The sequence below is a fragment of the Thermus thermamylovorans genome (assembly GCF_004307015.1).
Classification (GTDB): domain Bacteria; phylum Deinococcota; class Deinococci; order Deinococcales; family Thermaceae; genus Thermus; species Thermus thermamylovorans.
Map to the genome: position 1 here is coordinate 231,246 of NZ_SIJL01000001.1, position 12,637 is coordinate 243,882.

Here is a 12,637-nt window from a genome sequence, read left to right on the forward strand (position 1 = left end):
GGGTTCCCGTCGCGGCCCGAGGGGCCGCGGGGCGCTTATCCGCGCCGCCTGGGTGGGATCTTGCCCTCCAGCTCGGGGCGGATCAGGTCGATCTTGCCCCGCTCATCGATGCGGTGCACCTTCACCTTGATCACGTCCCCCACCTTGAGGTGGTCCTCCACCCGCTGCACCCGTCCGGGGGCGATCTGGCTGATGTGCAGGAGCCCTTCCGTGCCCGGGAAGAGGCTCACGAAGGCCCCGAAGGGGGTGATCTTGGTGACCGTGCCCTCGTAGACCTCGCCCACCTTGGCCTCCATGATGAGCTCCTCGATGCGCTTCTTGGCCTTGTGGGCCGCCGCCATGTCGGCGGAGTAGATGCGCACGCTGCCGTCCTCCTCGATGTCCACCTCCACCCCGAGCTCCTCCAAGGCCCGCACGTTCTTTCCCCCCGGCCCGATGACCAGACCGATCTTTTCCACCGGCACCTTGAGGGCCAGGATCCTGGGGGCGAAGGGCTTGAGGTCGGGGCGAGGGCCGGGGAGGACGCCGGCCATGAGGTCCAGGATCTTCAAGCGGGCCTCCCGGGCCTGCATCAGGGCTTCCTTCAGCACCTCCCGGGGCAGGCCCCCCACCTTGTTGTCCATCTGCAAGGCGGTGACCCCCTGCCGGGTTCCCGCCACCTTGAAGTCCATGTCCCCCAGGGCGTCCTCCAGCCCCAGGATGTCGGTGAGGATCACCGCCCGCTCCCCCTCCCACACCAGGCCCATGGCCACCCCGGCCACGGGGGCCCGGATGGGCACCCCGGCGTCCATGAGGGCCAGGGAGCCGGCGCAGACCGTGGCCATGGAGCTACTGCCGTTGGACTCCAGCACGTCCCCCACCACCCGGACCGTGTAGGGGAAGGCCTCCCCCTTGGGCATCACCGCCTTCAGGGCCCGCTTGGCCAGGTTGCCGTGCCCCACCTCCCGACGGGAAACCCCCCGGAGGCGCCTCACCTCCCCGGTGGAGAAGGGGGGGAAGTTGTAGTGCACCAGGAAGGGATCGGTCTCATCGATGCCCAGGTCGTCGATGATCTGCTCGTCCCGGCCCGTGCCCAGGGTGACCGTGCCCAGGACCTGGGTCTCTCCCCGGGTGAAGACCGCGGAGCCGTGGGCCCGGGGCAGGACGTCCACCTCGATCCAGATGGGGCGGAGATCCTTGGGGCCGCGCCCGTCGGCCCGCCTGCCCTCCTCCAGCACCAGCCGCCTCAGCTCCCTGCGCACCACCTCGGCGAAGGCGCTCTCGTAGAGGGGCTTCTTGCCCTCCTCGGAGGCGCCGTCTTCCCGCTTGGGCAGGGCCTCGAGGATCAGCGCTTCCGCGAAGGCCTCGAGGGCCCGGCTCCTTTCCCCTTTGCTGGCGGTCTGCAGGACGGCGGAAAGCCCCCGCTCCAGGGCCAGGCGGTAGAGGGCCTCCTTCTCCTCCTCGGATAGGGTCTCGGGGGGGGTCCAGGCCATCTTGGGCTTGCCCCAGGCCTTGGCCATGGCCTCCTGCAGGTCCAGGATGGCCTGCATCTCCCGATGGGCGAACTCCAGGGCCTGCACTAGGGTTTCCTCGTCCACCTCTCCCGCCCCGGCCTCCACCATCAGGATGGCCTCCCGGCTTCCCGCCACCACCAGGTCCAGCTGGCTTTCCTCTAGCTCCTGCAGGGTGGGGTTGAGGACGAACTGCCCCCCCAAAAGCCCCACCCGCACCGCGGCCACGGGGCCCGCCCAGGGGATATCGGAAAGCATGAGGGCGGCGCTGGCCGCCGTGGGCCCCAGGATGTCCGGGGGGTTTTTCTGGTCGGCGGAGAGCACGGTGACGATCACCTGGACCTCGTGGCGGAAGCCCTTGGGGAAGAGGGGCCTTATGGGGCGGTCCGTCATGCGGGCGGAAAGGATGGCCTTCTCCCCCGGCCGCCCTTCCCGGCGCATGAAGCTTCCCGGGATCTTGCCCACGGCGTAGTGCCGCTCCTCGAACTCCACCGTGAGGGGCAGGAAGTCGGCCTCTACGGGTTCCTCCGAGGCCTGGGCCGTGGCCAGGACCACGGTGTCCCCGTAACGGACCAGGACCGATCCCGAGGCCTGCTTGGCGTACTTGCCCGTCTCCAGGACCAGGGGGCGGCCCGCCACCTGGGTCTCGTACCTTTGGGCTTTGGGGGTGTTGGCGGTGGCTTCTGGCATGGCTTTCCTCAAGCGGAAGGCGGAGCCCTAAGGCCCCGCCCCCGACCTGATGCCCAGTTTACTTCCTCAAGCCCAGCTTCTCAACCAGGGCCCGGTAGCGCTCCGGGTCCTCCCGCTCCAAATAGCGCAGAAGCCTCCGCCTTTGCCCCACCAGCATCAAGAGGCCCCGGTGGGAGTGGTGGTCGTGCTTGTGGGCCTTGAGGTGCTCGGAGAGGCGGTTGATGCGCAGGGTGAGGAGGGCCACCTGCACCTCGGTGCTCCCCGTGTCCCCGGGGAAGCGGGCGAACTCCTGGATGAGCTTCTGTTTCTCTTCCTTAGCGATGGGCATTTTCTCCTCCGTCAGGGGGGAAAGCGCTTTAGGCCCCTTCCTCCTCGAAGGCCCGGTCAGCCCGAGCCACCCTTGAGCCTAGGGGGTGGGAGGCTCCCTGTCAAGCGGGCGCCGGAGCTTGGGAATTGCCGCTGGCCCTTCTGGGGCCCCCTCGCGGGGCAGGCCGCGACGGGGCGCTCAGGGCCTCCCCCTGAGGAGGAGCCAGAGGAGAAAGGGCTCCGGCAGCACCATCATCGCCGAGAGGGGGTCCAGGGGGGCGGGGGAGAGGAGGGCGGGACCCACAGGGGTGACGAAGGGCAGGGGAAGGGTGCGGGTGAGGAGAAAAGCCCCCAGGTAGAGGGCGGAAAGGGCCAGCCCTGCCCGCCGCGCCCAGGAGGGCAGGGCGGGGTTTTCCGCGAGGGAGCCCTGGATGAGGAGGCCCAGGGCGTAGGCGGCCTTTAGGGAGAGGAGGAGGAGGAAGAACTGGCCGTAGTAGTAGTACTCGCTCACCAGCCCGTAGAGGACCGCCTCCCGCAGGGGGATGCCGAAGACGCTGCCGCAAAGCCCCTCCCCCAGGGCATCGGAAAACCCTATCCCCACGAACTGGATGGCGAAGGGCAGGACGCTGAGGAGGGCTATGTGGCGGTGCAGGGGAGGAAAACCCATGGCGCGCTTGGGACGAGAAGGCCCCGCGCCGGGCGGGCCCGGCGCGGGGGGTGCTTACCAGACCCGCATCCCCGGCACGGGGTTCATGTTGGTGAAGAGCTGGACCAGGGTGGGCAGGTAGGCCAGGGCCACCAGGATCACCGCCAGGGCGAACCAGAACCAGACCCGGTCCATGAGGGCCACCATCCGGCCCTGCCCGTTGGAGAGCACCTCGGTAAAGGGCACCTCGCTTTCCGCCACCGCTACCTCGCGTCGGCCTTGGAGGAGGAGGGCGAAGAGGGCGTAGAAGAAGAAGGCGATGGCCGCCAGGAGGATGATCCCCGATAGGACGTTGAAGACCATGGGCACGGCCGTGTGGGCATAGGCGTCGGGGACTTCGGCGATGTAGGAGCGCCGGGGCACGAAGAGGAGGCCCTGCCAGTGCAGTCCTACCGCCATCACCATCATCCCCACGAACCAGAGCCAGACCCCGGCCAGGCCCGCCTTGCGGATGGGCTCGCTGAGGGGCTTGCCCGTGAGGTGGGGGATGAGCCAGAACACCGCCCCCATCATGGTCATGGTGACCAGGGTGCCCACCTGGAGGTGGAAGTGGCCGGGCACCCAGGCGGTGTTGTGCACCACGTAGTTCAGGCTGTAGCTGGCGTTCACGATCCCGCCCGCCCCGCCGGGGATGAAGGCGATGAGGCCCAGGACCGGGGCCACGAAGGCGGGGTTATGCCAGGGCAGGACGGGGATCCAGCCGAAAAGGCCTTTCCCCCCGCGGTTGCGCCCTGCCAGCTCCAGGCTGGCGGCGATGGTGAAGGCGGTGATCAGGCTGGGCACCGCCACGAACAGGGTGAGAACCGCGTGGACGAACTTCCAGGTGGGGTCGATCCCGGGGTCGGCGTACTGGTGGTGGAAGCCCACGGGTACGGAGAAGAGGAGGAAGAGGAGGAAGACGAGCCGCGCCAGGGGGTCGGAGATGAGCTTGCCCCCGGCGATCCTGGGCAGGACCAGGTAGAGGAGGGCGTAGGCGGGCAGGAGCCAGAAGTAGACGATGGGGTGGCCCGTCCACCAGAAGAGGGTGCGGGCCAGGAGGGGGTCCACCCCCTGGATCAGGCCGAAGGACCAGGGGATGAGGAAGAACACCGCCTCCACCACCAGGCCCAAGGAGGCCAGGAACCACATGAGCCAGAAGGTCACGGCCATGTAGGTGGCCAAGGGGGTGACCTTCCCGGGGTGGAGCTTGCGGAAGCGGAGCCACATCCCCAGGACCATGAGGCCCACCACCAGGCTGGCGGCCACGAAGACCGTGGCCCCCAGGTAGAAGGCCCAGTGGCCCTGGAGGGGCGGGTAGAAGGTGTAGAGGACGCTGGCCTCGTTGGCCAGGAGGGGCCAGGCGGCCAGGAGGAGGCCGCCAAAGGCCATCCACCAGGCGATCCAGCCCAGGGCCAGGTTGGGCTTGACCCCCAAGGGGGCGAGTTCCCGTGCCGGCAGGTAGAACATGATGGCCATGGCCATGAGCTGGGTGAACACGATGGCGTTCAAGACCCCATGGAGGGTGAGGCCCTGGTAATAGGACTGGACGAAGGGGAGGAGGCGCTTAAGGAGGGGGTAGGCGTCCACATTGCCGTAGTTCAGGGCCTGGAAGGGGCCGAAGAGGCTGCCCACCAGGAGGGCGATGAAGCCCAGGGTGAGGTAGTAGAGGGTGAGCTTCTTCTCCGGGTGGGACGCGTATACCTGGGGTAGGCCGCGCACCGCCATGCTAGTTCACCTCCGCTTTGCCCGTCAGGGCGGCGAACTCCTCGGGCTCCACCACCCTCACCGCACCGAACATGCGGTGGTGCCCGATGCCGCAGTACTGGTTGCAGATGATCCGGTATTCCCCGGCCTCGCGGAAGGTGTAGCGGACGATGGCCACGTGCCCGGGGAGCACCTCGACGTTGACGTTGGTCCCCTCGATGTGGAAGCCGTGAAGCACGTCGGGGCTAGTCACCTTGAAGACGATCTCCGCACCCTTGGGCACCACCACGGGGTTAGGCAGGTAGCCGAAGGTGAAGGCCAACACGTGGGCGGTGTACTGGTTGGGCCCGGTCTGGACCACCGCCCGCTCCGGGTCGGCCCAGGGGCCTTCGAAGCGCACCGTGGCCGGGTCCACCAGCTCCAGTTCCCCCACGGGCACCACCCCGCGCAGACCGTGGTTGGCCAGGGTGAAGGCGATGATGGCGATGAAGAGGAGGACCATGGCCAGGGCAAAGCCAATCCAGGCCTTCTCGTAGCGCTCCAGGATGTGGTGTAGCTGCTTCTCCCGATCCGTCATACCCTTACCCCCTAGCGAAGAGCAGGGCGAGAACCCCAAAGAAGAAGACCAGGATCACCCCTGTGAGCACTGCGATCACCATCAGGGCACCGACCGGTTTTTCCTCCATACCTTCCTCCCTCCACGGCTGCCGCATACGGGTTCCATGTTAGCCAAGGCTGAGGGAGAGGGAGAAGTACATTTGTCCCTTATTAAGCGAAAGTCGAGTCCTTGGCCCTGCGTTTTGCAGAGTACCCCGGGGTGGTAAAAGCGGGGGCGGGCCTTTGGCCCGCCCCCAGGGACCCCGCCTTTCAGGCCCCGCTTCCCACCCGGGCCAGAACCAGGCGGCTCACCTCCTTCAGGGTCTCGAAGACCCCTCGCCCCTCGGTGGCCACCGCCTCGAAGACGGGAAAGCGTCCCCCCGGGTCCACCACCGCCCGTACCATCTCCACCGGAAGGGCGTCGGGCAGGTCCCGCTTGTTGACCTGGAGCACCACCGGGAGGTCCTCCACCTTGAGGCCGTACTCCGCCAGGTTCTCCCGCATGTTGCGCATGCTCTCGGCGTTGGCCCGCAGGCGGTTGGGGGCGGAGTCGGCCACGAAGACGATCCCGTCCACCCCCCGTAGGATCAGCTTGCGGCTGGCGTTGTAGAAGACCTGACCCGGCACGGTGTAGAGGTGAAAGCGCGTCCGGAAGCCCTTGACCTCCCCCAGGTCCAGGGGGAGGAAGTCAAAAAAGAGGGTGCGCTCGTCCTCGGTGGCCAGGGAGACCATCTCCCCCTTGCGCCCTTCGGGGATTCTCCCGTAGACCCACTTGAGGTTGGTGGTTTTCCCGGAAAGCCCCGGCCCGTAGTAGACGATCTTGAAGTTGATCTCGCGGTTGGCGAAGTTGATGGTGCTCATGCTAGTTGCCCAAGAGCTCGTCCAGGATGGCCTTGGCCTCTTCCCGGTACTGGGTGTCCAGGTTGAGTTTGGGCGGGTGGGCCAGGGCTTCCCCGGCGATCCTGGCCAAGGCCTCCGCCGCCCGTTTGCCGTAGAGCTTCACCTTGCCCAGGGGGGCGTTTTCGTCGAAGACCAGGAGGAGGAGGGCGTGTTCCCCCGCCTCGTCCACGTAAAGGCCCATGCGCTCCCCCTGGTGGACGAGCTCCTGGAAGCGGGCTTCCCCCAGGAGCTTGGCCAGGGCCTGGGTGGCGGCGGCGTTGCCCGCCGCCAGGGTAGCCAGGGAGTCCAGAGGCGGTGGCTTGGGGGCCCAGAGGGCTTCCTTGTGGGCCAGGACGAAGCCCTTGCGGTCGATGAGGAGGGCGTAGCGGGCCCCGGTTTCCCGCAGGGTCTCCTCCAGAAGGGCGAGGGCTCGGGCGTACAGGTCCCCGTAGAGGACCAGGGAAGGCTCCACCATAGTATGCTCAGTCTATCATGGACGGGTTTTTGCAGGAGGCCAAGGGTCTTCTGGCCGAGCTCGTGGCCCTGCCCACGGTGAGCGCGGAGGGAAGGGCCCTGGAGGCGGGGGCGGCCAAGGTGGCGGAGCTCCTCGAGGGTCTGGGCCTGAGGGCAGAGCTCCACGAGGGCTACGGCCCTCCGGTGGTCTACGCCGAGGGTGGGGAGGGGGAAAAGGCCCTCCTTTTTTACAACCACTACGATGTGCAGCCCGCGGATCCCCTGGAGCTTTGGGAGACGGACCCCTTCCGGCTGGTGGAGCGGAACGGGGCCTGGTACGGCCGGGGAGCCCTGGACGATAAGGGGGAGCTGGTGGCCCGCCTGGTGGCCCTCAGGCTCTTCCGGGAGCGGCACGGCTTCCTGCCCCGGGTGAAGTTCGTGGTGGAGGGGGAGGAGGAGGTGGGGAGCCCCCACCTGGAGGCCTATGTGCGGGACCGTGCCGAGGCCCTGCGGGCCCAGGCCATCGTCTGGGAGGCGGGGGGCGTGGACGCCAAGGGGAGGCCCTTCCTCTACGCGGGCCTCAAGGGGATCGTGGCCCTGGAGCTGAGGGTGCGCACCGCGGCCTCGGATCTCCACTCCTCCTACGGGGTGGTGGTGGAGAACCCCATCTACCGCTTGGCCGCCGCCTTGGCCTCCTTGCGGGACGCCGAGGGCAGGGTCCTGATCCCCAGCTTCTACGACCGGGTCCGCCCCCTTACCCCCCTGGAGCGGGAGGCCCTGGCGGAGATCCCCGATGAGACCGAGGCCTTGAGGGCGGCCCTCGGGGTGCGGGGCTTTCTGGGGGGGGCGGAGGGCCCGGAGCTCTACGGACGGCTTTTCACCGAGCCCTGCGTGAACCTGAACGGGTTCCACGCGGGCTACGGGGGCCCGGGTTCCAAGACCGTGCTCCCGGCGGAGGCCTTCGCCAAGCTGGACTTCCGCCTGGTGCCCGACCAGGACCCCGAGGAGGTCCCGGGGCTCCTGCGCCGCCACCTCGAGGCCCACGGCTTTCACGACGTGGAGGTGGTGGTCCTGGAGAAGGGGGAGCGCCCGGCCCGCTCCGACCTCGCCCACCCCTTCGTGGGCCTGGCCCGGCGGGCCCTGGAGGAGGCCTTCGGCCAGAAGCCGGTCCTCTACCCCAACATGGCGGGCTCGGGGCCCATGCACCCTTTCCTCCACCACCTGAAGGCCCCTGCAGTGGGCCTGGGGGTGGGGTACCCCGGGAGCCGGGTGCACGGTCCGGGCGAGCACGTGCGCGTCCAGGACTTTGAGCGGGGCACCCTGGCCCTCCTGCGCCTCTTGGAGCTTTACTTCCTGGGCCGCTGAGGGGGACCTCGGCTAGACTCTTGGGGTATGCGCCTTCCCTTCGGCGAGCGCGACGTCCCTTACAGGGAGGCCCGGGTGGTGGTCCTGCCCGTGCCCTACGACCTCTCCCTCTCCTTCCTCCCCGGGGCCCGGCGGGGCCCGGAGGCCATCCTCCTGGCGAGCCGGGAGCTGGAGCCCTTTCTCCTGGAGCTTGGGGTGGCCCCGGAGGAGGTGGGGATCCACGCGGCGGAGGCCGTGCCCTTCGTGGCGGGGAGCGCCGAGGAGAGCCATGCCCTCATCCGGGAAGCGGCCCTTGCCCACCTGCGGGCGGGGAAGTTTTTGGTCTCCTTGGGGGGGGACCACTCCATCGCCCATCCCCTGGTCCTGGCCCACCGGGAGGCCCTGGGGGAGTTCTCCCTCCTCCACATCGACGCCCACGCGGACCTCTACCCCGAGTGGCAGGGCTCGGCCTACTCCCACGCCTCCCCCTTTTACCGCCTCCTGCAGGAGGGCTTTCCCCTGGTGCAGGTGGGCCTCCGGGCCATGGATCGGGACGCCTTGGCCCTGGTCCGGGAGCGGGGGGTGGCCCTCTTCCCCGCCCACCGCATCCACCGGCAGGGCCTTCCCCTGGGGGAGATCCTGGGGGCCCTGGGGGAACGGGTCTACCTCAGCTTTGACTTCGACGCCCTGGACCCCGCGGTGATGCCCAGCGTGGGCACACCCCTCCCCGGGGGGCTCTCCTACCGCCAGGCGGTGGACCTTCTGGAAGCCGTCTTCCGGGAGAAGGAGGTGGTGGGGATGGAGTTCGTGGAGCTTTCCCCCAACGGCCAGTTCCACGCGGAGATGACCGCGGCCCAGCTGGTGTACCACGCCATCGGCCTCAAGGGGCTGCAGGCGGGCTGGCTCGGGCCGGGCTAGATCCCGCCGGGCGCGGGTTTTGCGGTAGCCTGGAGCCATGCGGGCTTTTCTCGATAACCTTCCCGCTCTTTTCCTGGCCCTGGCCTTCGGCGCCGCCCTCTTCGGCCTCCTGGCCCGGCTTTTGGGGGTGCGCCGGGTCTGGCCCTTCTTCCTCCTGGCCTTGCTCTTCCTGACCCTGGCCCTCTGGGCCGGGCTAGAATAGCCCCTCGTGGCCAGGCGCGTGGTTTCCGTTTCCCTGGGGGAAAGCCGCCGTGACTCCGCGGTGGAGGTGGAGCTTTTGGGGGAGAAGGTGCTCCTGGAAAGGCGGGGGACGGACGGGGATTTCCAGAAGGCCCTCCGCCTCATCGCCGAGCTGGACGGCAAGGTGGACGCCATCGGCCTAGGGGGGATCGACCTCTACCTCTTCGCCGGGGGAAGGCGCTACACCATCCGCGATGCCCGGAGGCTCAAGGAGGCCGCCCGGCAAACCCCGGTGGTGGACGGTTCCGGCCTCAAGCACACCCTGGAGCGCCGGGCGGTGGCCGAGCTTTCCGGGCTGATCGAATGGGAAAAAACCAAGGTGCTCCTGCCCTCGGCCGTGGACCGCTTCGGCCTGGCCGAGGCCTTGAACCAGGCGGGGGCCAAGGTCCTCTATGGGGACCTCATCTTCGCCCTGGGCCTGCCCATCCCCCTCTACTCCCTCTCCTTCCTCCAGAAGCTGGCCTTCCTCCTCCTGCCCCTCCTCACCCGGCTTCCCTTCCGCCTCCTCTACCCCACGGGGGAGCGGCAGCGGGGGCGGGCGGTGGACTGGCGGAGCCGCTACTACCGCTGGGCCGATCTGGTGGCCGGGGACTGGCACTACATCCGCCGGCACATGCCCGACGACATGCGGGGCAAGTCCGTCCTCACCAACACCACCACCCCGGAGGACGTGGCCTTTCTGCGGGCGTGCGGGGTGCGCCGGCTGATCACCACCACCCCCCGCCTGGGGGGGCGGAGCTTCGGCACCAACGTCCTGGAGGCCCTTCTGGTGGCCCTGGCCGGGCGGGAGCTGGGGGAGGAAGACCTCCTCCGGTATATTGACCTCTTAGGGCTTAGGCCCCAGGTGGTGGACCTTTGGGAGGCGGCATGATCAGCGTGACGGATCTCAGGCCCGGCACCAAGGTGAAGATGGAAGGCGGCTTGTGGGAGTGCGTGGAGTACCAGCACCAGAAGCTGGGCCGCGGTGGGGCCAAGGTGGTGGCCAAGTTTAAGAACCTGGAAAGCGGGGCCACCATCGAGCGCACCTTCAACTCCGGGGAGAAGCTGGAGGACATCTACGTGGAGACCCGGGAGCTCCAGTACCTCTACGGGGAGGGGGAGGACCTGGTCTTCATGGACCTCGAGACCTACGAGCAGTTCCACCTGCCAAAGGGGCAGGTGGAGGCGGCCCGCTTCCTCAAGGAAGGCATGACCGTTCTGGGGGACATGTACGAGGGCCGCCCCCTCAAGATCACCCCCCCCACGGTGGTGGAGCTCAGGGTGGTGGACACCCCCCCAGGGGTCCGGGGGGACACGGTCTCCGGAGGGAGCAAGCCCGCCACCCTGGAGACGGGGGCGGTGGTCCAGGTGCCCCTCTTCGTGGAGCCCGGCGAGGTGATCAAGGTGGACACCCGCACCGGCCAGTACGTGGGCCGCGCCTAGGAACCCCCGTTGCCCCCCAGGGGGCGGTTTCCCCCGATGGGGTAAGCTTGATCCCACGAGGTGCGCCTATGACGCCCAAGGAGCTTAAGCAGATCCTGCAGGCCCTGGTGGAGCACGGGGTGAACGAGCTCACCCTGGAGACCCCTGACTACAAGCTCACCGTGCGCCGAGGGGGGGAGGTGCAGGTGGTGGCCGTACCCCAGGCCGTACCCTCCCTGCCCCACCCTCCGGCCCCCGTGGCCCCGCCCCCCCCCGAGGCCCCCCCGGCTCCCCCCCCTGCGCCGGCCGAGGCCCCAGGGAAGGAGGGGTCCGGGAGGGAAGGGGAGTGCGCCGGCTGCGTGGAGGTCCGGGCCCCCATCGTGGGCACCTTCTACCGGGCCCCGGCCCCCGATGCCCCCCCTTACGTCAAGGAGGGGGACCGGGTGGAGAGGGGCCAGGTCCTCTGCATCATCGAGGCCATGAAGCTGATGAACGAGATCGAGTCCGAGGTCTCGGGCATTGTGCGCAAGATTCTGGTGCAGAACGGGGAGCCCGTGGAGTACGGCCAGTCCCTCTTCCTGATCCAGCCGGTATGAAGAAGGTGCTCATCGCCAACCGGGGCGAGATCGCCCTGCGGATCATCCGGGCGGCCAAGGAGCTCGGCCTCAAGACCGTGGTGGCCCACTCCACCGCCGACGAGCGGAGCCTGCCCGTGCTCCTGGCCGACGAGGCCATCTGCATCGGGCCGCCCCCCTCGGGGCAGAGCTACCTGAACATCCCCAACCTGCTTTCCGCGGCCATCGTCACCGGGGCGGACGCCATCCACCCCGGCTACGGCTTCCTGGCGGAAAACGCCACCTTCGCGGAGATGTGCCGGGAGCACGGCATCGCCTTCATCGGCCCCACCCCGGAGAACATGCGCGCCCTTGGGGACAAGGCCACCGCCCGCAAGGTGGCCCGGGAGGCGGGGGTGCCCACGGTCCCGGGCACGGACGAGCTCACGGGCGTGGAGGAGGCCAAGGGGGCCGCCCAGGAGATCGGCTATCCCGTGATCCTCAAGGCCTCCGCCGGGGGCGGGGGCCGGGGGATGCGGGTGGTGCACACGGAGGAGGAGCTGGAGCGGGCCATCCAGCAGGCCCAGGAGGAGGCCCGGGCCGCCTTCGGCAACCCGGCGGTCTACCTGGAGAAGTACATCGAGGAGCCCAAGCACATCGAGATCCAGGTCCTGGGGGACGGGGAGGAGGTCATCCACCTCTGGGAAAGGGACTGCTCCATCCAGCGCCGGCACCAGAAGCTCCTGGAGGAGGCCCCCAGCGTCCTGCCTTACGAGACCCGCAAGGCCATCGCCGAGGCCGCCGCCCGCCTCGCCCGGCACGTGGGCTACGTGTCCGCGGGCACCCTGGAGTTCTTGGTGGACAAGGAGGGGAACTTCTACTTCATCGAGATGAACACCCGCATCCAGGTGGAGCACCCCATCACGGAGATGATCACCGGGGTGGACCTGGTCCAGGCCCAGTTCCGCATCGCCCAGGGGGAGAGGCTTTGGCTTAGGCAGGAGGACATCGAGGTCCGGGGCCACGCCATCGAGGCCCGCATCAACGCCGAGGACCCCGAGCGGGGCTTCCGCCCCGCCATCGGCAAGGTGGAAACCCTCCTCTTCCCCGGGGGGCCCGGCATCCGGGTGGACAGCCACCTCTACGCCGGCTACCAGATCCCCCCCCACTACGACAGCCTCATCGCCAAGGTCATCGCCTGGGCGCCGAGCCGGGAGGAGGCCATAAGGCGCATGGAGCGGGCTCTGGCGGAAACGGTCATCGAGGGGCCCGGCCTCAAGACCACCATCCCCTTCCACCAGAAGGTTCTGCAAAACGCCTTCTTCCGCCGGGGGGCCGTGTACACCAACTTCGTGGCCCGGCGCATGGAGCTGTAG

15 protein-coding genes are annotated in these 12,637 nt (G+C 68.7%); 7 read left to right on the forward strand and 8 right to left on the reverse strand.

Annotated features, from left to right (window positions below; all coding sequences use genetic code 11):
• Window positions 1-35: 35 nt before the first annotated feature.
• From pnp to mglB, 8 genes are all read right to left on the reverse strand, one after another.
• On the reverse strand, window positions 36-2,180 hold the full coding sequence (pnp, locus tag ETP66_RS01185) for a polyribonucleotide nucleotidyltransferase (protein WP_130839817.1): 2,145 nt from the start codon (window positions 2,178-2,180) through the stop codon (window positions 36-38).
• 58 nt (window positions 2,181-2,238) lie between these two features.
• Window positions 2,239-2,508: a 30S ribosomal protein S15 gene (rpsO, locus tag ETP66_RS01190; RefSeq protein ID WP_130839819.1), complete on the reverse strand. Its 270-nt coding sequence runs from the start codon at window positions 2,506-2,508 to the stop codon at window positions 2,239-2,241.
• A gap of 177 nt (window positions 2,509-2,685) precedes the next feature.
• A complete protein-coding gene (locus ETP66_RS01195; RefSeq protein ID WP_130839820.1) occupies window positions 2,686-3,153 on the reverse strand; it encodes a hypothetical protein in 468 nt (155 codons plus the stop codon).
• A gap of 54 nt (window positions 3,154-3,207) precedes the next feature.
• A complete protein-coding gene (locus ETP66_RS01200; protein ID WP_130839822.1) occupies window positions 3,208-4,896 on the reverse strand; it encodes a cbb3-type cytochrome c oxidase subunit I in 1,689 nt (562 codons plus the stop codon).
• Window position 4,897: 1 nt separating this feature from the next.
• Window positions 4,898-5,452, reverse strand: coding sequence for a cytochrome C oxidase subunit II (locus tag ETP66_RS01205; protein ID WP_130839824.1), 555 nt, complete (start codon window positions 5,450-5,452; stop codon window positions 4,898-4,900).
• 4 nt (window positions 5,453-5,456) lie between these two features.
• Window positions 5,457-5,588, reverse strand: a complete 132-nt coding sequence (locus ETP66_RS01210; RefSeq protein ID WP_330848606.1) for a cytochrome c oxidase subunit 2A — start codon at window positions 5,586-5,588, stop codon at window positions 5,457-5,459.
• Between the two features lie 154 nt (window positions 5,589-5,742).
• Window positions 5,743-6,333 (reverse strand): GTPase MglA, encoded by a 591-nt coding sequence (mglA, locus tag ETP66_RS01215; RefSeq protein ID WP_130839826.1) that lies wholly within the window; start codon window positions 6,331-6,333, stop codon window positions 5,743-5,745.
• A gap of 1 nt (window position 6,334) precedes the next feature.
• Window positions 6,335-6,826, reverse strand: coding sequence for a GTPase-activating protein MglB (gene mglB / locus ETP66_RS01220; RefSeq protein WP_130839828.1), 492 nt, complete (start codon window positions 6,824-6,826; stop codon window positions 6,335-6,337).
• A 17-nt stretch (window positions 6,827-6,843) separates the two neighbouring features.
• On the opposite strand from mglB, the gene ETP66_RS01225 reads away from it, so the two are divergent.
• The 7 genes from ETP66_RS01225 (at window position 6,844) to accC (ending at window position 12,637) form a co-directional block, all read left to right on the forward strand.
• Window positions 6,844-8,169: a M20/M25/M40 family metallo-hydrolase gene (locus ETP66_RS01225; protein WP_130839829.1), complete on the forward strand. Its 1,326-nt coding sequence runs from the start codon at window positions 6,844-6,846 to the stop codon at window positions 8,167-8,169.
• Window positions 8,170-8,196: 27 nt separating this feature from the next.
• Complete coding sequence (speB, locus tag ETP66_RS01230; RefSeq protein WP_130839831.1) at window positions 8,197-9,066, forward strand: agmatinase; 870 nt, start codon at window positions 8,197-8,199, stop codon at window positions 9,064-9,066.
• Window positions 9,067-9,103: 37 nt separating this feature from the next.
• Entirely contained in the window at window positions 9,104-9,268 is a 165-nt protein-coding gene (locus ETP66_RS11960) for a hypothetical protein (protein WP_201738435.1), read from the forward strand.
• A 6-nt stretch (window positions 9,269-9,274) separates the two neighbouring features.
• Window positions 9,275-10,177 (forward strand): quinate 5-dehydrogenase, encoded by a 903-nt coding sequence (locus tag ETP66_RS01235; protein WP_130839833.1) that lies wholly within the window; start codon window positions 9,275-9,277, stop codon window positions 10,175-10,177.
• On the forward strand, window positions 10,174-10,728 hold the full coding sequence (efp, locus tag ETP66_RS01240; RefSeq protein WP_130839835.1) for an elongation factor P: 555 nt from the start codon (window positions 10,174-10,176) through the stop codon (window positions 10,726-10,728). The genes ETP66_RS01235 and efp overlap by 4 nt, the downstream gene beginning before the upstream one ends.
• Before the next feature lie 68 nt (window positions 10,729-10,796).
• Window positions 10,797-11,303, forward strand: a complete 507-nt coding sequence (gene accB, locus ETP66_RS01245) for an acetyl-CoA carboxylase biotin carboxyl carrier protein (protein ID WP_130839837.1) — start codon at window positions 10,797-10,799, stop codon at window positions 11,301-11,303.
• Window positions 11,300-12,637, forward strand: a complete 1,338-nt coding sequence (gene accC / locus ETP66_RS01250) for an acetyl-CoA carboxylase biotin carboxylase subunit (protein ID WP_130839838.1) — start codon at window positions 11,300-11,302, stop codon at window positions 12,635-12,637. The genes accB and accC overlap by 4 nt, the downstream gene beginning before the upstream one ends.